We start from the raw sequence: 22,100 nt of genomic DNA, 5'->3' as shown, positions 1-22,100 counted from the left end.
CGTTCCGGCGTGTCAGTTCCAGCGCCCGCGACGGCCCTGCTGCGCCGCCGCAAACCCGTTTAGAATCGAGGTTTCATGCCCGCGCCATGGGCGTGCGCGACCTCCGATCCCGGCCCCGGCTCCGCCGCGGGCCCGGCCGTCGCGCCCGCCGTCCGGGCACAGCCGCAAACCACGGGCCCGGCACGTCCGGGCTTAGACCAGAGCGCGATAGACAACCAGAGGACAGAGGCGGTGTCGGAAGCAACTCGTTGGGTAGTACTCAAGTTCGGCGGCACTTCGGTGTCCCGCCGCAACCGTTGGGACACTATCGGACGTCTGGCCGCCAAACGCATGCACGAAGACGGCGTGCGCGTACTCGTAGTCGTGTCCGCGCTGTCGGGCGTCACCAACGAATTGCAGGCCATCGCCAGCGCGGCGCCCGGCGACGATGCCGGCATCCACGCGCGCATCGCCGCCCTGGTCGAACGCCACCGCGGTTTCTGCGCTGAACTGGATCTGGACGCCGATGCGGTGCTGGGCGAACGCCTGGCCGCGCTGCAGGCGCTGGGCCGCGATCCGCGCGCCGCGCAACGCGCGCTGGACTGGCAGGCCGAGGTGCTGGCGCAGGGCGAGCTGCTGTCGTCCACGCTGGGCGCGGCGTACCTGCGCGCGCAGGGCCTGGACTTCGGCTGGTGCGACGCGCGCGACTGGCTGGACGCGGTGTCGCTGCCCAACCAGAGCCCCTGGGCCAAGCGCTTGTCGGTGAACTGCCGGCACCAGCCCGATGCGGCGCTGGCCGAACGCTTCTCCGGCCAGGCCGCGCCCATGCTGCTCACCCAGGGCTTCATCTCGCGCCATGAGGACGGCGGCACCGCCATCCTCGGCCGCGGCGGCTCGGACACCTCGGCCGCGTACTTCGGCGCGCTGCTGAAGGCGCAGCGCGTGGAAATCTGGACCGACGTGCCGGGCATGTTCAGCGCCAACCCGCGCGAAGTGCCCGAGGCGCGCCTGCTCACCCGCCTGGACTACGCCGAAGCGCAGGAAATCGCGACCACCGGCGCCAAGGTGCTGCACCCGCGCTCGATCGCGCCCTGCCGCGACGCGGGCGTGCCGATGGCGATCCTGGACACCGAGCGCTTCGATTTGCCGGGCACGCGCATCGATGCCAGCGCGGCCACCGTACCGGGGGTCAAGGCGATCAGCCGCCGCAACGGCATCGTGCTGGTGTCGATGGAAAGCATCGGCATGTGGCAGCAGGTCGGCTTCCTGGCCGACGTGTTCGAACGCTTCAAGCGCCACGGCCTGTCGATCGATTTGATCGGCTCGTCGGAAACCAACGTGACCGTGTCGCTGGACCCCAGCGAGAACCTGGTCAACAGCAACGTGCTCGAAGCGCTGTCGGCCGACCTGGCCGAGGTGTGCCGGGTCAAGGTGATCGCGCCCTGCGCGGCGGTGACCCTGGTCGGCCGCGGCATGCGCTCGCTGCTGCACCGGCTGTCGGACATCTGGGCCGCGTTCGGGCGCGAGCGCGTGCACCTGATCTCGCAGTCGTCCAACGACCTCAACCTGACCTTCGTCATCGACGAGGCCGATGCCGACGGGCTGCTGCCGCACCTGCATCACGAGCTGATCCGCGGCGGCGCCATGCCGGTGCGCGACGACAGCGTGTTCGGCCCGAGCTGGCGCGAGATCGCGCACGGCAGGCCGGTGCGCGCGCCGGCCTGGTGGCGCGGCGCGCGCGAGCGCCTGCTCGACGCCGCGGCCGCCGGCACGCCGCGTTACGTCTACGACCTGGACACGGTGCGCGAACGCGCGCGTTCGCTGCGCCAGACCGAGTCCATCGACCGCTGTTACTACGCGATCAAGGCCAATGCGCATCCGCAGATCCTGCGGGCGATCGCCGCCGAGGGCTTCGGCCTGGAATGCGTGTCGCTGGGCGAGATCGAGCGCGTGTTCGCCGCGCTGCCGCAGTTCGAACCGGCGCGGGTGCTGTTCACGCCCAGCTTCGCGCCCAAGCGCGAGTACGTGGCCGCGTTCGAGCGCGGCGTCACCGTGACCCTGGACAACATCGAAGCCCTGCAGCGCTGGCCCGAGGTGTTCCGCGACCGCCCGATCTGGTTGCGCATCGACCTGGGCCACGGCGAAGGCCATCACGAGAAGGTGCGCACCGGCGGCGCGGCGGCCAAGTTCGGCCTGCCGATGTCGCGCTTCGACGCCTTCGTCGAACAGGCCCGGCGCCTGGGCGTGCGCATCGTCGGCCTGCACGCGCACCTGGGCAGCGGCATCGACGATCCGCAGCACTGGCGCGGCGTGTATGCGCAGCTGGCCGGCCTGGCCGATGGCATCGGCACGGTGGAGACCATCGACATCGGCGGCGGCCTGCCCATCGCCTACACCCCGGAGGCGGCGGAGTTCGACCTGGCCGCCTGGCGCGCGGGCCTGGCCGAGATCAAGGCCGCCTACCCGCGTTACGGCCTGATCGTGGAGCCCGGCCGCTACCTGGTGGCCGAGAGCGGCGTGCTGCTGCTCAGCACCACCCAGGTGGTGGAGAAGGACGGCATCCGCCGGGTCGGCGGCGACGGCGGCATGAACGCGCTGATGCGTCCGGCCATGTACGAGGCCTACCACGGCATCCACAACCTCAGCCGTTTGGACGATGCCGATACGGTTGCGTTCGAAGTGGTGGGCCCGATCTGCGAGAGCAGCGACGTGCTCGGACGCGGCCGCCCGCTGCCGCGCGCCACCGCCGAAGGCGACGTGCTGCTGGTGGCCGATGCCGGCGCCTACGGCATGGTCATGGCGCATACCTACAACCAGCGGGCGCTGCCCGCCGAGCAAATCCTGCAAGAAGGTGATCTGTAATGACTCAGTGGCGTTTCCAGCGCGATGCGATCCGCGCGTTCCGGTTCGTGCGTTGCGGTTTCGACGCGGCGAGCGGCGTGGCGCAGCTGGTGTACGCGTTCGACGACGGCCCGGAGCTGATCGAGACGATCGCCGTGCCGGGCGCGCCGTTCGCCCTGGACGAGGCGCGCGCGGCGGCGGTCGAACGCGCGCTGCGCCTGCTGCACCTGATCGCCGGCGTGAGCTACTACAAGGCGGCGGTGCCCGAGCGGATCGACATCGACAGCTACGCGATCGATGCCGACACCGCGGCGCTGCTGGAGCTGATCTACGTCAACGGCCTGGGCGAGTTCGCCTACCGCAACGGCTTGAACCTGCACGGCAAGATCCACTTCCCGGTGGCCGCCGAGGCCGATCCCGCCGCGCCCGCGCTAGGCCTGCGCGAACACGCCCTGGTCGCCATCGGCGGCGGCAAGGATTCGCTGGTCAGCATCGAGGCCCTGCGCGCGCTGGGCGTGGAGCAGACGGTGACCTGGATCGGCGGCTCGCAGCTGATCGCCGCCTGCGCCCAGCGCACCGGCCTGGCCACCTTGAACCTGGGCCGCGCGCTGGCGCCGCAGCTGTTCGACTACAACCGCGAGGGCGCCTGGAACGGCCACATCCCGGTGACCGTGGTGAACTCGGCGATCATGGCGCTGGCCGCGCTGCTGCACGGCGTCGACCAGGTGGTGTTCTCCAACGAGCGCTCGGCCAGCTACGGCAGCCTGATCGAGGGCACCGGCGAGGTGAACCACCAGTGGTCCAAGGGCTGGGCCTGCGAGCAGGCGTTCGGCGATTACCTGCAGCGCCACGTCGCCGCCGACCTGCGCTACTACTCGTTGCTGCGCCCGCTCAGCGAGTTGGCGGTGGCGCGGCAGTTCGCGCGCAGCGACCGTTACGACGCGCATTTCAGCAGCTGCAACCGCAACTTCCACATCCTCGGCGAGCGCCCGGCCAACCGCTGGTGCGGCGTGTGCCCGAAATGCCATTTCGTGTTCCTGGCGCTGGCGCCGTTCATGCCCAAGCCGCGCCTGGTCGGCATCTTCGGCCGCAACCTGCTCGACGACGCCGGCCAGATCGGCGGCTACGACGCGTTGCTGGAGTACCAGGACCACAAGCCGTTCGAATGCGTGGGCGAGGGCCGCGAATCGCGCGCGGCCATGGCCGCGCTGGCCGAGCGCCCGGAATGGCGCGAGGACACCCTGGTCGAGCGCTACGCCCGCGAGATCCGTCCGCAACTGGATGCCGGCGAGCTGCGCATCGAACCGCTGCTGCAGATCGACGAGGAACACCGCATTCCGCCGCAGCTGTGGGAGCGCCTGCGTGCGTATCTCGCAGCTTGACGGCCGCCGCGTAGCGCTCTGGGGCTGGGGCCGCGAAGGCCGCGCCGCCTACCGCGCGCTGCGCGCGGCGCTGCCCGAACAGACCCTGACCCTGTTCTGCTCGCACGACGAGGCCGCCGACGCGCGCGGCCTGGGCGATGCGCGCCTGCTGATCGAGACCGCGGCCAGCGCCGAGCGCCTGGGCGCGTTCGAATTCGTGATCAAGTCGCCGGGCATCAGCCCCTATCGCGCCGAGGCCGTGGCCGCGGTGGAGCAGGGCGCGCGCCTGTTGGGCGGCACCGCGCTGTGGTTCGGCGAACACGCCGACGCGCGCACGGTCTGCGTGACCGGTACCAAGGGCAAGAGCACCACCACCTCGCTGCTGGCGCACCTACTGCGTGCGGGCGGCCACCGCACCGCGCTGGCCGGCAATATCGGCCTGCCGCTGCTGGAGCTGATGGCGCCGTCGCCGCCGCCGGAGTTCTGGGCGATCGAGCTGTCCAGCTACCAGACCGGCGATGTCGCCGCCGGCGGCGTGCGGCCGGAAGTGGCGGTGGCCTTGAACGTATTTCCCGAACACCTGGATTGGCATGGTTCGCACGCGCGCTATGTCGAGGACAAGCTGCGCCTGCTCACCGATGCCAGGCCGCGCACCGCGGTGCTCAACGCCAACGATGCGACCCTGGCCGCGCTGCAGCTGCCCGACAGCCGGGTGCTGTGGTTCGGACGCGAGGACGGCTGGCATCTGCGCGGCGATCTGCTCTACCGCGGCGACGCGCAGGTGATGGACACCGCGTCGCTGCCGCTGCCCGGCCGCCACAATCGCGGCAACCTGTGCGCGGTGCTGACCGCGATCGAAGCGCTGGGCCTGGACGCCGCGCCGCTGGCCGCGCACGCCGCCGGCTTCCGGCCGTTGCCGCACCGCCTGCAGACGCTGGGCACGCGCGACGGCCTGACCTACGTCAACGATTCGATCAGCACCACGCCGCACGCCAGCCTGGCGGCGCTGGACTGCTATGCCGGCCGCCGAATCGCCATCCTGGTCGGCGGCCACGACCGCGGCGTGGACTGGGGCGCGTTCGCCGACGCCATGCGGCGACAGGCGCCGCTGGCCATCGTCACCTTGGGCGAGAACGGCCCGCGCATCCACGAACTGCTGGCGCCGTTGGCGGCGCAGTCGGATTTCCGCCTGTCCGCCGCGCGCGATCTGGCCGACGCGGTCGCGCAGGCGCGCGCGGTGCTGGCCGGCGACGGCGTGGTGCTGCTGTCGCCGGGCGCGCCCAGCTTCGGGCCCTATCGCGACTACGTCGCCCGCGGCCGCCACTTCGCCGAACTGGCCGGCTTCGACCCTGACGCGATCAGCGCCATTCCGGGTCTGGGCGTGGCCTGATCCGGACGCGACCGCCTTCACATCTCGGCGTCATACCTGCGGGGTAGGCTGCGCGCTTACCTCCAGGAGCCGCCGCCATGCGCCATCGCCTCGTTGCCGCGATCGTCCTCGCTGCGTGCGTGTCGCCCGCGTTCGCGGCCATGCAGGCCAAGCCGGTGAGTTGGAAGATCGGCAAGGAGTCCTACACCGGCGTGCTGGTCTATGACGACGTCAACGCGATCAAGCGCCCGGGTCTGGTGATGGTGCCGAACTGGAAGGGCGTGTCGCCGGCGGCGATCGAGCGCGCCAAGCACATCGCCGGCAGCGACTACGTGGTGCTGGTGGCCGACGTCTACGGCAGCAAGGTGCGGCCCAAGGACGACAAGGCGGCCGGCAAGGTCGCCGGCCCCCTGCGTGCCGACCGGCCCAAGCTGCGCGCGCGCATCGAGCAGGCGGTGAAGGTGCTCAAGGCGCAGGCCGGCAAGGCGCCGGTGGACGCCGAGCGCATCGGCGCCTTCGGTTATTGCTTCGGCGGGACCACGGCGCTGGAACTGGTGCGCGGCGGCAGCGAGCTGGCCGGTGTGGTGTCGCTGCACGGCGGTCTGGCCACCGATCTGCCGGCGAAGGAAGATTCGGTGCGCACGCCGGTGCTGATCCTCAACGGCGCCGACGATCGCGGCATCAGCGACGAGGACATCGCCAGTTTCGAAAAGGAAATGGATGCCGGCGGCGCGGACTGGCAGTTCGTGAACTTCAGCGGCGCGGTGCACTGCTTCGCCGAGCCGGAGGCGAACAATCCGCCGGGCTGCGTCTACAACCCGCGCGCGGCCAAGCGCGCCGAACGCATGATGCGCGACTTCTTCGCCGAGCGCTTCGGCGCGCAGTGATCCGCCCTGGGGTAGGAGCGGCGTAAGCCGCGACCGCGGATGCTCACCTACGACGAGAGCGGCGCACGCCCGGTGTAGGAGCTGCGCAAGCTGCGACCGCGCATCCACCGTTGCGACCAAGCCCTCGGTCGGCGTGGGCTCTGCTCTGGCGCCTTGGGGTAGGAGCGGCGTGAGCCGCGATCCGCTCCGAACTCGCGAAGGTGTGTGGGTGTGTTTGTGGAAGCAACAGCAACAGCTTCCGTCCGCAAGCCAAAGAAAAACGCTACGCCAGAGCTCCCCTGCGAGATCAAGGCGCGCGCCGGGATTTTTCGATGGCACATCCTGTGCCTGCGAAAAACGGCGCACCTCCTGTGCGCCGCCCCCCGCCTTCGCGGGGGCAGGCTCTTCGGGTCTTCTATTGGAGCGGCGAGTTCGGTGCCCGAGCGAGGAGCAAGAGCATTCGCGCTGCGCGCTCACCCCCTCACCCTAGCCCTCTCCCGTAAACGGGAGAGGGCATGCATCCGCCGCCGCCTGCTGCTTTAGCCCCTCTCCCGCTTGCGGGGAGAGGGGTTGGGGTGAGGGCACGCGCCACCACGGCAGCCCGCGAACCTTTCGCCTGGCGCGATGACTCTGACGGCCGCTCCTGAACGAAGGAAATCCCGTGCGACGACGCTCCCGGCACAGGAGCGTAGCGCTACCTCAATGATCCCGACTCACCGCATACCGCGCCAAACCCCGCAGCGCGGCGGTGTAGTCGTTCTCTTCCAGGCCTTCCAGCGCCGCCTCGGCCGCATCGGCGTAATCGCGGGCGCGGCGGCGGCTGTAGTCCAGACCGCCGGTGGCGTGGATCGCGGCGAGCACGTCGGGTAGGGCGTCGGTGTCGCCGTGTTCCACCGCCGCGCGCAGGCGCGCGCGGGTGGTCTCGTCGGCGTGGGCGATGGCGTGGATCAGCGGCAGCGTCGCCTTGCCCTCGGCCAGGTCGTCGCCGAGGTTCTTGCCCAGGGTCTGCGCGTCGGAAGCGTAGTCCAGCACGTCGTCGGCGATCTGGAAGGCGTAGCCCAGGGCCAGGCCGTAGTCGTGCAGGCGCTGCTGGGTGGCGGCGTCGGCGCCCGACAGCAAGGCGCCCAGGCGGGTGGCGGCGGCGAACAGCACCGCGGTCTTGCGCTCGATCACACGCAGGTAGGCGGCCTCGTCGGTATCCGGATTGCGCACGTGCAGCAGCTGCAACACTTCGCCCTCGGCGATGCGGTTGGTGGTGTCGGCCAGGATCTGCATGACCTCCAGCCGCTCCAGTTCCACCATCAGCTGGAAGCTGCGCGAATACAGGAAGTCGCCGACCAGCACGCTGGCGGCGTTGCCCCAGACCGCATTGGCGGTCTTGCGGCCGCGGCGCAGGTCGGACTCGTCGACCACGTCGTCGTGGAGCAGGGTGGCGGTGTGGATGAATTCGATCACCGCGGCCAGCTGGTGGGCGTCGGGCCCGCGCCGGCCCAGGGCGCCGGCCGCGAGCAGCAGCAGCATCGGGCGCAGGCGCTTGCCGCCCGCGCCGACGATGTACTCGGCCACCTGGTTGATCAGGACCACGTCCGAGGCCAGCCGGCGCCGGATCAGGGCGTCCACTGCCGCCATGTCGTCTCGGGCCAGGGATTGGATGGTCGCCAGGTCGGGGACGGACAGGGGGGCGGCGCTGGAGGGCATGGGACGGCCTAACGGTGGGGAACGAAAGTATAGGGCGCCGTCGCGTTCAGCCGAACGGGCCAGCCCCTGGAGGCTGCATCCAATCCAGTTCGTTCTACGTATCTTTTAAGTGTATTCAGTGGCTTATAGGTGGAACTACTCATATACCTGGCACACAAAGTGACGCATAAGGGCGTGTATTGACCCCTGGGTCACTTATCGCAGGATCGGCAAAACCCAGGACAAGCTTTTGTGAGCCGGGTTGCCGTTCGAATGTGATGGATGGCACACTATTTGCAGCGTACCTCCGAAGCCAGGCTGACGGATGTGCGCGGTGCGGAAGGGGTCAGGGGGAAGGAGCACTCCTCGCGTCCGCACAGCCAGCACCCGGAACACGGATCGAGTGCGGCATTGGCGGTGAAATTTGGCACCCGTTTGGGGGCCATGGGGATTTCCAACAAAACCTGATGACGCAAGAGCGAGCGCTCGCGGCCGGAGGCTGCGTGCGAATGCTCGTGCGGCACCCGACGCGCGGATTTTTATGACCACAGCAGTCAACCGCCGGCTCTACGGCCGGCTCTACGGATCGACCGCACGCGCATGCAGCGCGTTGCTGGCCCTGCTGTTCGTCGCCGGTAGCGCCACGGCCGCGACCACCGGTACCTGGACCCCTGCCACCAACAGCGCGACCTCGCCGGCGGCGGGCGTCACCGTGACCTGGTCGGGCGCGCTCGGCGGCGGCAATGCGTATTCGAACGATACGTTCAACACGACCAACTTCTGGACCAACCCGTACTCGGGCACGGTCGTTGGCGCCAACTCGCTGAACATGACGCTCCAGCCGGGCAATCGCACCATCACCGTCACCTTCAGCAAGGCGGTGGACAACCCGGTGCTGCATATGGACCGCATCGGCGGTACGTCCGGCGGCCAGAACAACTCCTCGCAGTGGACCCTGACCAGCAGCGTTTCCACCGGCGGCACGGTCGGTTTGACCCGGCTCGGCGGCAATTCGGTGTTCACCGTCACCGGCAACAGCTTCCAGCGCACCACCGGCGGTACCGGCGCGGCCAGCACCGAATGCAGCACCACGGCCGCCAACGGCACCGGCTGCGGTTCGATCCGCTTCGACGGCACCGGCATCACCAGCCTGACCTTCTCCGTGGTCGCCATCGACCCGGGCGGCGGCAGCATCGGCGACGGCCTGGAAGTGATCTGGTCGCTGGCCGGTTCGGACCTGCGCATCGTCAAGCAGACCCTGGCCAACACCGGCAGCTTCACGTTCACCGGCACCAATGGCGTGGGTTCGCCGACGATCAACACCGCCACGCTCAACCCGTCGACCTCGGCGGCGTTCGCGATCACCAACCATGGCCAGCCGATCACCATCACCGAAAACGCGGTGGCGGGCTTCGCCCTGCAGTCGGCCAGTTGCGTGGATCAGACCAGCGCCACGGTGGCCTCGTCGCTGGCCGGCAACGTGCTGACCATCGCCACCGCCGCTTACCGCGCCAACCAGAACATCACCTGCACCTTCGTCAACGCGACCACGTCGGACCTGACGATCAGCAAGAGCGACACCGCCAGCAGCTACACGCCGGGCGGCACCACCAGCTACACCCTGATCGCGCGCAACTTCGGCAGCGTGACCATCACGGCCGCGCAGATCGCCGACGCGCTGCCCGCGGGCGCGACCCTGTCGGCGCAGTGGAGCTGCGCGGCCAGCGCCGGTTCCAGCTGCAGCGCCGCCACCGGCGGCACCGTCGGCGGCAACGCGATCAACCTCACCGTGAACCTGCTCGCCAACGGCACGGCCACCATCACCGTGCCGGTGGCGTTCAACGCCAACGCCGGCGCTTACTGATTCCTGTCTGGGCTTACGCATGAAGACTGCCAACCCCCGCACGTCCTCCCCCTTGCCGCGCAACGGCAGCGACGAAGGCCTGCGTACGCGTTTGTTCCGGACGGTGTCGCGCATCGCGCTCAGCGCCTTGCTGGCGGCCGCCGCGCCCCTGGCGCTGGCGCAGACCTTCCCGGCCCAGATCAACAACACCGCCACCATCACCCCGCCCAGCGGCGTGACCAATAGCGGCGCTTCGTGCACCGGCGCCGGACGCGTGTTCAACAGCGCCAACGGCACCTGCTCGTCCACCGATACCAACACCCTGGCGGCGTCGTCCGACCTGGCGATCAGCAAGACCGGTACCGCCACCGTCAACCAGGGCGGCACGGTCACCTACACCATCCGCGCCTGGAACAACGGCGTGAGCAGCGCGCTGGGCGCGACCATCACCGACACCGTGCCGGCCAACCTGACCTCGGTCAGCTGGACCTGCGCGGCCACGGGCGCCGGCACCACCTGCGGCACCGCCAGCGGCACCGGCAACAGCATCAGCCTGAGCGCGAACCTGGGCGTCGACACCGGCGCGGCCACCAGCGCCGACACCAGCTTCGTCACCATCACCGTGACCGGCACGGCGACCACGCCGGGCGCGATCACCAACACCGCCAACATCGCGGTGCCGGCCGGCGCCACCGACCCGACCCCGGGCAACAACAGCAGCTCGGCCAACACCACGATCACCGCGCTCAACGACCTGGCGATCAGCAAGACCGGCACCGCCACCGTCAACCAGAACGGCACCGTCACCTACACCATCCGCGTCTGGAACAACGGCCCCGCCGCCGTGACCGGCGCCGCGATCGCCGACACCGTGCCGGCCAACCTGACCTCGGTCAGCTGGACCTGCGCCGGTACCGGCGCGGGCTCGACCTGCAGCGCGGCCAGCGGCACCGGCAACACCATCGCCCTGACCGCCAACCTGCCGGTCGATACCGGCGCGGCGACGTCGGCCGACACCAGCTTCGTCACCGTGACCGTGACCGGCACGGCGACCACGCCGGGTGCCATCGCCAACACCGCCAGCGTGACCGCGCCGGCCGGCAGCAGCGACCCCACCCCGGGCAACAACAGCAGCACCGCCAACACCACGATCACCGCGCTCAACGACCTGGCGATCAGCAAGACCGGCACCGCCAGTGTCAACCAGGGCGGCACCGTCACCTACACCATCCGCGTCTGGAACAACGGCCCCAGCGCCGTGACCGCCGCGGCGATCGCCGACACCGTGCCGGCCAACCTGACCTCGGTCAGCTGGACCTGCGCCGGCACCGGCGCGGGCTCGACCTGCAGTGCGGCCAGCGGCACCGGCAACAGCATCAACCTGACGGCGAACCTGCCGGTCGACACCGGCGCGGCGACCTCGGCCGACACCAGCTTCGTCACCATCACCGTGACCGGCACCGCGACCACGCCGGGCTCGATCAACAACACCGCGACCGTCGCGGCGCCGGCGGGCACCAGCGATCCGACCGCCGGCAACAACAGCAGCTCGGCGGCCACCACCATCGCGGCGCAGGCCGACCTGGCCATCGTCAAGGGCGTGTCCAACAGCACCCCGACCGTGGGCAGCAACGTCACCTTCACCCTGACGGTCACCAACAACGGCCCCTCGGCCGCGGCGGCCGTGTCGGTGGCCGACCTGCTGCCCAACGGCTACACCTATGTGTCCGACAACGGGGCCGGCGCCTACGTGCCGGGTACCGGCGTGTGGACCATCGGCAGCCTGGCCAACGGCGCCTCGACCTCGCTGCAGATCGTGGCGACCGTGCGCGCGACCGGTACCTACGCAAACACCGCGACCGTCAGCTCGACCACCGGCGACCCGACCCCGGGCAACAACACCTCGACCTCCACGCCGACGCCGGTGGCGTCGGCCGACCTGGTCATGGCCAAGAGCGTGTCGAACGCCACGCCGACGGTGGGCACCAACGTCACCTTCACCCTGACGGTCACCAACAACGGTCCGTCGGCCGCCACGGGCGTGTCGGTCGCCGACCTGCTGCCCAACGGCTACACCTACGTGTCCGACAACGGCGCGGGCGCCTACGTGTCCGGCACCGGCGTGTGGACCATCGGCAATCTGGCCAACGGCGCGAGCACCTCGCTGCAGATCGTGGCCACCGTGCGCGCGACGGGCACCTATGCCAACACCGCGACGGTGAGCTCGACCACCAGCGATCCGACGCCGGGCAACAACACCGCGACCTCGACGCCGACCCCGGTCGCTTCGTCCGACCTGGCCATCGTCAAGGGCGTGTCCAACAGCACGCCGACCGTCGGCACCAACGTCACCTTCACCCTGACGGTGACCAACAACGGTCCGTCGGCCGCCACGGGCGTGTCGGTCGCCGACCTGCTGCCCAACGGCTACACCTACGTGTCCGACAACGGCGCGGGCGCCTACGTGTCCGGCACCGGCGTGTGGACCATCGGCAACCTGGCCAACGGCGCCAGCACTTCGCTGCAGATCGTGGCCACCGTGCGCGCGACCGGTACCTACGCCAACACCGCGACGGTCAGCTCCACCACCAACGACCCGACGCCGGGCAACAACACCTCCACGTCGACCCCGACGCCGGTGGTGTCGTCCGATGTCGCCATCGTCAAGGTCGCCTCGAACAACACGCCGACCGTGGGCACCAACGTCACCTTCACCCTGACGGTCACCAACAACGGCCCGTCCGGCGCGACCGGCGTGTCGGTCGCCGACCTGCTGCCGAACGGCTATACGTACGTGTCCGATAACGGTGCCGGCGCCTACGTGCCCGGCACGGGCGTGTGGACCATCGGCAACCTGGCCAACGGCGCGAGCACCTCGCTGCAGATCGTGGCGACCGTGCGCGCGACCGGCACCTACGCCAACACCGCCACGGTCAGCTCGACCAGCAACGATCCGACCCCGGGCAACAACACCTCGACTTCGACCCCGGCCCCGGTGGCTTCGGCCGACCTGGCGATCACCAAGGTCGCCTCGAACAACAGCCCGGCCGTGGGCACCAACGTCAGCTTCACCCTGACGGTGACCAACAACGGTCCCTCCGCTGCGGCGGCCGTTTCGGTGGCCGACCTGCTGCCTTCGGGCTACACCTACGTGTCCGACAACGGCGCCGGCGCCTATGTGCCGGGCACCGGCGTGTGGACCATCGGCAGCCTGGCCAACGGCGCCAGCGCTTCGCTGCAGATCACCGCCACGGTGAACGCGGCGGGCAGCTACGCCAACACCGCGACGGTCAGTTCCACCACCAACGATCCGACGCCGGGCAACAACACCTCCACCTCGACCCCGACGCCGGTGGTGTCGTCCGATGTCGCCATCGTCAAGGTCGCGTCGAACAACACGCCGACCGTGGGTACCAACGTCACCTTCACCCTGACGGTCACCAACAACGGTCCCTCGGCCGCAACCGGCGTCTCCGTCGCCGACCTGCTGCCCTCCGGTTATACCTACGTGTCGGATAACGGTGCCGGCGCCTACGTGCCGGGCACCGGCGCGTGGACCATCGGCAACCTGGCCAATGGCGCCAGCGCTTCGCTGCAGATCACCGCGACGGTGAACGCGACGGGCGGCTATGCCAACACCGCGACGGTGTCGTCGACCAGCAACGACCCGACCCCGGGCAACAACACCTCCACGTCGACGCCGGCGCCGGTGGCGTCGTCCGATCTGGCCATCGTCAAGACCGCTTCCAGCAACACCCCGACGGTCGGTACCAATGTCACCTTCACCCTGACGGTCACCAACAATGGCCCGTCGGCGGCGACCGGCGTGTCCGTGGCGGATCTGCTGCCCAACGGCTACACCTACGTCTCCGACAACGGTGCCGGCGCCTACGTGCCGGGCACCGGCGCCTGGACCATCGGAAATCTGGCCAACGGCGCCAGCGCTTCGCTGCAGATCACCGCCACGGTGAACGCGACGGGCACCTACGCCAACACCGCGACGGTGTCGTCCACCACCAACGACCCGACGCCGGGCAACAACACCTCGACCTCGACGCCGACGCCGGTGGCTTCGGCCGACCTGGCGATCGTCAAGACCGCGTCGAACAACAGCCCGACCGTCGGCACGAATGTCACCTTCACCCTGACGGTGACGAACAACGGTCCGAGCGCGGCCGCGGCCGTTTCGGTCGCCGACTTGCTGCCCAACGGCTACACCTACGTGTCGGATAACGGTGCCGGCGCCTACGTGCCGGGCACCGGTGCGTGGACCATCGGCAACCTGGCTAGCGGCGCTTCGGCTTCGCTGCAGATCACCGCGACGGTGAACGCGACCGGCACCTACGCCAATACGGCCACGGTGACCTCGACCACCAGCGATCCGACCCCGGGCAACAACACCTCCACGTCGACGCCGACGCCGGTCGCTTCGTCCGACCTGGCCATCGTCAAGACCGCTTCCAGCAACACCCCGACGGTCGGTACCAATGTCACCTTCACCCTGACGGTCACCAACAACGGCCCGTCGGCGGCGACCGGCGTGTCCGTGGCGGATCTGCTGCCCAACGGCTACACCTACGTCTCCGACAACGGTGCCGGCGCCTACGTGCCGGGCACCGGCGCCTGGACCATCGGCAACCTGGCCAACGGCGCCAGCACCTCGCTGCAGATCACCGCGTCGGTGAACGCGACGGGCAGCTACGCCAATACCGCCACGGTCACCTCGACCACCAGCGACCCGACCCCGGGCAACAACACCTCCACCTCGACGCCGACGCCGGTGGCCTCGTCCGATCTGGCCATCACCAAGGTCGCGTCGAACAACAGCCCGACCGTGGGCACCAACGTCAGCTTCACCCTGACCGTCACCAACAACGGCCCCTCGGCCGCCACGGGCGTCTCGGTCTCCGATCTGCTGCCCAACGGCTACACCTATGTCTCCGATGACGGTGCCGGCGCCTACGTGGCGGGCACCGGCGCGTGGACCATCGGCAACCTGGCAAACGGCGCCAGCGTCTCGCTGCAGATCACGGCCACGGTCAATGCGACGGGCGCCTACGCCAATACGGCGACGGTGACTTCGACCACTAACGACCCGACGCCGGGCAACAACACGTCCACGTCGACCCCGACCCCGGTGGCGTCGTCCGACCTGGCCATCGTCAAGACCGCGTCGAGCAACACCCCGACCGTGGGCACCAACGTCACCTTCACCCTGACGGTGACCAACAACGGTCCCTCGGCCGCAACCGGCGTCTCCGTCGCCGACCTGCTGCCCAGCGGCTACACCTACGTCTCCGACAACGGTGCAGGCGCTTACGTGCCGGGCACCGGCGCCTGGACCATCGGCACCCTGGCCAACGGCGCCTCGGCCTCGCTGCAGATCACCGCGACGGTGAACGCGGCGGGCAGCTACGCCAATACCGCCACGGTCACCTCGACCACCAGCGACCCGACCCCGGGCAACAACACCTCCACCTCGACGCCCACGCCGGTCGCCTCCTCGGACCTGGCCATCGTCAAGACCGTGTCCAACGCCAGCCCGAACGTCGGCGACAACGTCGTCTTCACCCTGACGGTCACCAATAACGGTCCGTCGGATGCGGCGGGCGTGTCGGTGGCCGATCTGCTGCCGTCGGGCTACACCTACGTGTCCGATGACGGTGCGGGCGCCTACGTGTCTGGCACCGGTGCCTGGACCATCGGCACTCTGGCCAACGGCGCCAGCACTGCGCTGCAGATCACCGCCACGGTGAACGCAGCGGGCACCTACGCCAACACCGCCACGGTCACCTCGACCACCAGCGATCCGACGCCGGGCAACAACACCTCGACCTCGACGCCGGGTCCGGTCCCGACCGCCGACCTGGCGATCGTCAAGACCGCGTCGAACAACAGCCCGACCGTGGGCACCAATGTCACCTTCACCCTGACGGTCACCAACAACGGTCCGTCCGACGCCACCAGCGTGTCGGTCGCCGACCTGCTGCCGTCGGGCTACACCTACGTGTCCGACAACGGCGCGGGCGCTTATGTGTCCGGCACCGGCGCCTGGACCATCGGCACCTTGGCCAACGGCGCCAGCACCTCGCTGCAGATCACCGCCACGGTGAACGCCACGGGTACCTACGCCAACACCGCCACGGTGACCTCTGCCACCAACGACCCGACCCCGGGCAACAACACCTCCACGGCCACGCCGGGCCCGGTGGCTTCGTCCGATCTGGCTATCACCAAGGTCGCGTCGAGCAACACGCCGACCGTGGGCACGAACGTCACCTTCACCCTGACGGTCACCAACAACGGTCCGTCCGATGCGACGGGCGTGTCGGTGGCCGACTTGCTGCCCAACGGCTATGCCTACGTGTCCGATAACGGTGCCGGCGCCTACGTGCCGGGCACCGGCGCCTGGACCATCGGCAACCTCGCCAACGGCGCCAGCGCCTCGCTGCAGATCACCGCGCTGGTGAACGCCGCGGGCAGCTACGCCAACACCGCTACGGTCACCTCGACCACCAGCGACCCGACCCCGGGCAACAACACCTCCACCTCGACCCCGACGCCGGTGGCTTCGGCCGACCTGTCGATCGACAAGGACGACGCCGGCGCTTCGGTGGTGCCGGGCAACAACGTGGTCTACACCCTGACCGTCGCCAACGCCGGCCCGTCCGACGCCGCGGCGGTGCAGGTGAGCGACGTGATCCCGGCCGGCCTGGGCTTCGTCAGCGCCGCCGGCACCGGCTGGACCTGCGCCAACAACGCCGGCACCGTCGAGTGCTCGCGTCCGACGCTGGCCGCCGGCGGCAACGCCACGATCACGCTGACCCTGTCGGTGCCGTCGAACTACGGCGGCGCGCCCACCGTCAGCAACACCGCCACGGTCGCCAGCACCACCTCCGACCCGAGCGGCGGCAACAACAGCGACACCGAAACCACCCCGGTGTCGATCAGCATCGACGCGGTCGACGATCCGGCGGCGGTGCTGCCGTTCGCCGGCGGCACCGTGCCCAACGTGACCGTCAACGACACCACCAACGGCGTCGCCGTGGTCATCGGCACCAACGCCACCGCGCCGACCATCGTCAACAACGGCGGTCTGACCGGCCTGGTCGCGAACCCCGACGGCAGCCTCACCGTGCCGGCCGGCTCCACCCCGGGCGCCTACACCGTCACCTACCGCATCTGCACGCTGCCGGGCACCACTCCGGCCACCTGCGACGATGCTTCGGTGCCGGTGGTGGTCGGTCCGGACGCAGTGGACGACACCGCGACCACGCCGCAGAACACCGTGCTCAACGGCACCGCGACCGGCGGCGACAGCGCGCCCGTGGGCTCGTCCTACGCTCTGGTCACCGGTACCAGCAACGGCACCTTGGTCCTGAACGGCGACGGCACCTACACCTACACGCCGAACGCCAACTACAGCGGTCCGGACAGCTTCACCTACCGCCTGTGCCTGCCGGCGCCGAACGGCACGGTCTGCGATACCGCGACCGTGTCGATCACCGTGGGCGCCAACACCGTGACCGCGGTGGACGACAGCGCCAACACGCCGCAGAACACCGCGGTGACCGTGCCGGTGATCGGCAACGACACCGTGACCGGCGCGCCGCTGGATCCGGCTTCGGTGACGGTCACCGTCAACCCGGCCAACGGCACCGTGACCTGCGCCGCGGGCCAGTGCACCTACACGCCGAACGTCGGCTTCAGCGGCAACGACAGCTTCGAGTACCGCGTCTGCGATACCTCCACGCCCACCCCGGTCTGCGACACCGCCACCGTCACGGTCACCGTGGCGCCGGCCGTGATCGTGGCCAACGACGACGACTACAGCGCCACGCCGGTCAACGGCGCCAATGGCTCGGCCAGCGTCGGCAACATCCTGGGCAACGACAGCCTCAACGGCGGCGCCGTTGATCTGGCCTTCGTGACCCTGACCGTCAACGACCCGAATGCCGGCGACGGCGTCTCGGTCGCGGCCGATGGCACGGTCTCGGTCGCCGCGGGCACCCCCGCGGGCACCTACGTCATCCCGTACCAGCTGTGCGAGACCGCGCGTCCGAGCAACTGCGACACGGCCAGCATCACCGTGCTGGTGGCCGCCGCGCCGATCGATGCGGTGGACGACCTGGTGGCCACGCCGGTCAACGGCACCACCGGTGGCACCGCCGTGACCAACGTGCTGACCAACGACACCCTGAACGGTGCTGCTGCGACCACCACGAACGTCACGCTGGCCCCGGTCACCAACGGCCCGCTGACGGTGAACGCCAACGGCACGGTCGATGTCGCTCCGAACACTCCGGCGGGTACCTACACGGTCACCTACCAGATCTGCGAGGTGCTCAACCCGAGCAACTGCGATACCGCCACGGTCACCGTGACGGTGAACGCTGCGCCGATCGACGCGGTGGACGACCTGGTGGCCACGCCGGTGAACGGCACCACCGGTGGCACCGGTGTGGTCAACGTACTGACCAACGACACGCTCAACGGCACGGCCGTGGTTCCGGGCTCGGTCACCCTGACGCCGGTCACCAACGGCCCGCTGACGGTCAACGCCAATGGCACGGTCGATGTCGCTCCGAACACTCCGGCGGGTACCTATACGGTCACCTACCAGATCTGCGAGGTGCTCAACCCGAGCAACTGCGACACCGCAGTGGTGACGGTGACGGTGAACGCCGCGCCGATCGACGCGGTGGACGACCTGGTCGCCACGCCGGTCAACGGCACCACCGGCGGCACCGCCGTGACCAACGTGCTGGGCAACGACACCCTGAACGGTGCTGCTGCGACCACCACGAACGTCACGCTGGCCCCGGTCACCAACGGCCCGCTGACGGTGAACGCCAACGGCACGGTCGATGTCGCTCCGAACACTCCGGCGGGTACCTACACGGTCACCTACCAGATCTGCGAGGTGCTCAACCCGAGCAACTGCGATACCGCCACGGTCACCGTGACGGTGAACGCTGCGCCGATCGATGCGGTGGACGACCTGGTCGCCACGCCGGTCAACGGCACCAACGGCGGCACCGCCGTGACCAACGTGCTGGGCAACGACACCCTCAACGGCTCGGCCGCGACCACGACGAACGTCACCCTGACGCCGGTCACCAACGGCCCGCTGACGGTGAACGCCAACGGCACGGTCGATGTCGCGCCGAACACCCCGGCGGGCACCTACACCGCCACCTACCAGATCTGCGAAGTCCTGAACCCGAGCAACTGCGATACCGCGGTGGTGACGGTGACGGTGAACGCTGCGCCGATCGACGCGGTGGACGACCTGGTGGCCACGCCGGTTAATGGCACCACCGGTGGCACCGGTGTGGTCAACGTACTGACCAACGACACCCTCAACGGCACGGCCGTGGTTCCGGGCTCGGTCACCCTGACGCCGGTCACCAACGGCCCGCTGACGGTCAACGCCAACGGCACGGTCGACGTCGCGCCCAACACTCCGGCAGGCACCTATACGGTCACCTACCAGATCTGCGAGGTGCTCAACCCGACCAACTGCGACACCGCCACGGTCACCGTGACGGTCAGCGCCGCGCCGATCGACGCGGTGGACGACGTGGTCGGCACGCCGGTCAACGGCACCACGGGCGGCACCGCCGTGGTCAACGTGCTGGGCAACGACACCCTCAACGGCTCGGCCGCGACCACGACGAACGTCACCCTGACGCCGGTCACCAACGGCCCGCTGACGGTGAATGCCAACGGCACGGTCGATGTCGCGCCGAACACTCCGGCCGGCACCTACACCGCCACCTACCAGATCTGCGAAGTCCTGAACCCGAGCAACTGCGACACCGCGGTCGTCACGGTGACCGTGGTCGCCCCGGCGATCACCGCCACCGACGACTCGGCCGGCGGCTCGGGCGTGACCCCGCAGAACACCCCGGTGACCACCAACGTGCTGACCAACGACACGCTCAACGGCGTGGCCGTGGACCCGGCGCTGGTCAACGTCACCATCGCCGGCAACCCGGCGCACGGCACCGTGGTGGTCAACCCGAACGGCACGATCACCTACACGCCGAGCAACAACTACAGCGGCCCGGACAGCTACACCTACACCATCTGCGAGAAGCTCAACCCGACCAACTGCGCCACGGCGATGGTGACGGTCACGGTGCAGCCGAACACGGTGGTCGCCAACGACGACACCGCGGCGACCAACCAGCAGGTGCCGGTGGCCATCACCGTGGTCGGCAACGACACCGCAACCGGCGCGCCGCTGGATCCGGCGTCGGTGACCGTGACCGTGCCGCCGGCCAACGGCACCGTGAGCTGCGCCGCGGGCGTGTGCACCTACACCCCGAACCAGTTCTTCGCCGGTACCGACACCTTCACCTACCGCGTCTGCGACACCTCGACCCCGACCCCGGTCTGCGACACCGCCGTGGTCACCATCACGGTGAACGCCAACGCGCCGGTGCTGCGCCTGACCAAGGTCTCGGCCACGCGCTCGGTCAAGGTCGGCGACCTGGTCCGCTACACCGTGACCGCGGAGAACGTCGGCGACTCGCCGGCGCGCAACGCGAGCCTGGTCGACACTCCGCCGGCGGGCTTCACCTACGTCGACGGCTCGCTGACCGTGAGCGACGACGACAACGCCGGCAGCGTGGGCGGCACTAGCCCGCTGCGTATCAACGGCATCGACGTGGGCATCGGCCGCCGCGCGACCATCGTCTACTTCCTGCGCGTGGGCGCCGGCGTGGGCAACGGCGTGCACACCAACAGCGTCAGCGCGCTGGACGTGAACGGCACCTCGATCAGCAACGTGGCCACCGCCGACGTCGACATGGCCGGCGACCCGCTGCTGGAAGACAGCCTGATCCTGGGCTCGGTGTTCGACGACCGCGACGGCGACGGCTGGCAGGATCCGGCCAAGGCCAGCGAGGTGCGCGTGCAGGGCGGTTTCGCTCCGGGCGCCTACGTCGCCGGCTCCACCACGGTGGATCGCGGCCAGGGCCCGCAGCCCGAGGCCGACGCCAGCGCGCCGCTGCTGCACGGCATCGCCCTGGGCGATCTGGGCGGCCGCAGCTCGACGGCGGCGCCGGTGAGCCAGGTGGTGGTGCGGCAGACGCTGCGCTCGCCCGACTTCAGCGACGACTTCGTGCTGACCACGGGCGAGGGCACCACGCTGCGCATGAACGCCGCCGGCCAGACCACGGTGGAACGCGGTCGCGGCGACGCGGCCAAGGGCCTCACCGGTCAGGACCTGCAGGTCAGCCGTCAGGTCAGCCAGACCGCGGCCGGCTACGAGGTGACCTACACCATCCGCAACGAGGGCGTCGACGAACGCGGCATCCCGGGCGTGCGCATCGCCTCGGTCGAAGGCCTGATCATGGAAACCGACGCCTACGGCCGTTACCACCTCGAGGGCATCCACGGCGGCGACATCGGCCGCGGACGCAACTTCATCCTCAAGGTCGATCCGGCCACGCTGCCGCCGGGCTCGGTGTTCACCACCGAAAACCCGCGCGTGCGCCGCGTGACCCAGGGCGTGCCGGTGCGCTTCGACTTCGGCGTCAAGCTGCCGGCCGGCGAGATCCGCGGCGGCCGCAGCGAGACCGACGTGGAGCTGGGCGAGGTGATGTTCGAGGCCGGCAGCGACCAGGTGAAGGACGACTACGCCCCGCTGTTCGGCAAGATCGCCCAGCGCCTGCGCGAGGCCGACGGCGGCAGCGTGACCATCGCCGCCCAGGCCGAAGCCGAGGCGCTGGCCTTCGCCCGCGCCCGTGCGGTGCAGGCCGCGCTGAGCCAGCAGCTCGATCCCGAGCTGGCCAAGAAGGTGCGCATCGACGTGGTCGCTGGCAGCGATGCCACCCTGGTGAGCCTGGATCAGGCCATCAAGCTGGGCGAGCTGCTGTTCGACACCGATCAGGCCACGATCCGCCCGCAGTACCGCGAGCTGATCGCGCAGATCGCGCAAACCTTGAACCGCGAAGGCCGCGGCACGATCGGCATCGTCGGCCGCGCCGACCCGCGCGGCGCCAGCGACTACAACGTGAAGCTGGGCCTGCGCCGCGCCAAGGCGGTGCTCGAAGCGATCTCGGCGCAACTGGACCCGCAGGTGAGACAGAACGTGCGCGTGGACATAACTGACGATACCAACGCCCCCGTCGGCGTGGGCGGCCGCTGAGGAC

Annotated in this window: 7 protein-coding genes; 6 read left to right on the top strand and 1 reads right to left on the bottom strand. The window is 69.7% G+C overall.

Features of this window, described 5'->3' with window-relative positions; translation table 11 throughout:
- Positions 1-231 precede the first annotated feature (231 nt).
- The 4 genes from DX914_RS09620 to DX914_RS09605 all read left to right on the top strand — a co-directional run bounded on the left by DX914_RS09620 (position 232) and on the right by DX914_RS09605 (position 6,437).
- Positions 232-2,841: a bifunctional aspartate kinase/diaminopimelate decarboxylase gene (locus DX914_RS09620; protein WP_231118188.1), complete on the top strand. Its 2,610-nt coding sequence runs from the start codon at positions 232-234 to the stop codon at positions 2,839-2,841.
- The gene (gene murL, locus DX914_RS09615; protein WP_115858756.1) at positions 2,841-4,202 is read left to right on the top strand and encodes a UDP-N-acetyl-alpha-D-muramoyl-L-alanyl-L-glutamate epimerase; all 1,362 of its coding nucleotides are present in this window, start codon (positions 2,841-2,843) and stop codon (positions 4,200-4,202) included. The genes DX914_RS09620 and murL overlap by 1 nt, the downstream gene beginning before the upstream one ends.
- Positions 4,183-5,571 (top strand): UDP-N-acetylmuramoyl-L-alanine--D-glutamate ligase, encoded by a 1,389-nt coding sequence (murD, locus tag DX914_RS09610; RefSeq protein ID WP_115858755.1) that lies wholly within the window; start codon positions 4,183-4,185, stop codon positions 5,569-5,571. The genes murL and murD overlap by 20 nt, the downstream gene beginning before the upstream one ends.
- A 77-nt stretch (positions 5,572-5,648) precedes the next feature.
- Positions 5,649-6,437, top strand: a complete 789-nt coding sequence (locus tag DX914_RS09605) for a dienelactone hydrolase family protein (RefSeq protein ID WP_115858754.1) — start codon at positions 5,649-5,651, stop codon at positions 6,435-6,437.
- Positions 6,438-7,115: 678 nt separating this feature from the next.
- Here DX914_RS09605 and DX914_RS09600 read toward each other — a convergent pair.
- On the bottom strand, positions 7,116-8,114 hold the full coding sequence (locus tag DX914_RS09600) for a polyprenyl synthetase family protein (RefSeq protein ID WP_115858753.1): 999 nt from the start codon (positions 8,112-8,114) through the stop codon (positions 7,116-7,118).
- Between the two features lie 520 nt (positions 8,115-8,634).
- Here DX914_RS09600 and DX914_RS09595 point away from each other — a divergent pair.
- Together DX914_RS09595 and DX914_RS09590 are read left to right on the top strand one after the other, a co-directional pair.
- Complete coding sequence (locus DX914_RS09595; protein ID WP_147300643.1) at positions 8,635-9,957, top strand: prealbumin-like fold domain-containing protein; 1,323 nt, start codon at positions 8,635-8,637, stop codon at positions 9,955-9,957.
- Positions 9,958-9,976: 19 nt separating this feature from the next.
- Positions 9,977-22,096: a CARDB domain-containing protein gene (locus tag DX914_RS09590; RefSeq protein ID WP_115858751.1), complete on the top strand. Its 12,120-nt coding sequence runs from the start codon at positions 9,977-9,979 to the stop codon at positions 22,094-22,096.
- Positions 22,097-22,100 lie beyond the last annotated feature (4 nt).

It is taken from the genome of Lysobacter silvisoli (assembly GCF_003382365.1).
GTDB lineage: Bacteria > Pseudomonadota > Gammaproteobacteria > Xanthomonadales > Xanthomonadaceae > Lysobacter > Lysobacter silvisoli.
The sequence above is the reverse complement of the archived record's forward strand: the minus strand, read 5'-3'. Positions and strand labels throughout refer to the sequence as shown.

What these genes read in the sequence shown, in the direction of transcription:
- DX914_RS09605 (WP_115858754.1), top strand. Translation starts at nt 5,649, where the DNA reads ATGCGCCATCGCCTCGTTGCCGCGATCGTCCTCGCTGCGTGCGTGTCG.
- DX914_RS09600 (WP_115858753.1), bottom strand. Translation starts at nt 8,114, where the DNA reads ATGCCCTCCAGCGCCGCCCCCCTGTCCGTCCCCGACCTGGCGACCATC.
- DX914_RS09595 (WP_147300643.1), top strand. Translation starts at nt 8,635, where the DNA reads ATGACCACAGCAGTCAACCGCCGGCTCTACGGCCGGCTCTACGGATCG.
- DX914_RS09590 (WP_115858751.1), top strand. Translation starts at nt 9,977, where the DNA reads ATGAAGACTGCCAACCCCCGCACGTCCTCCCCCTTGCCGCGCAACGGC.
- murL (WP_115858756.1), top strand. Translation starts at nt 2,841, where the DNA reads ATGACTCAGTGGCGTTTCCAGCGCGATGCGATCCGCGCGTTCCGGTTC.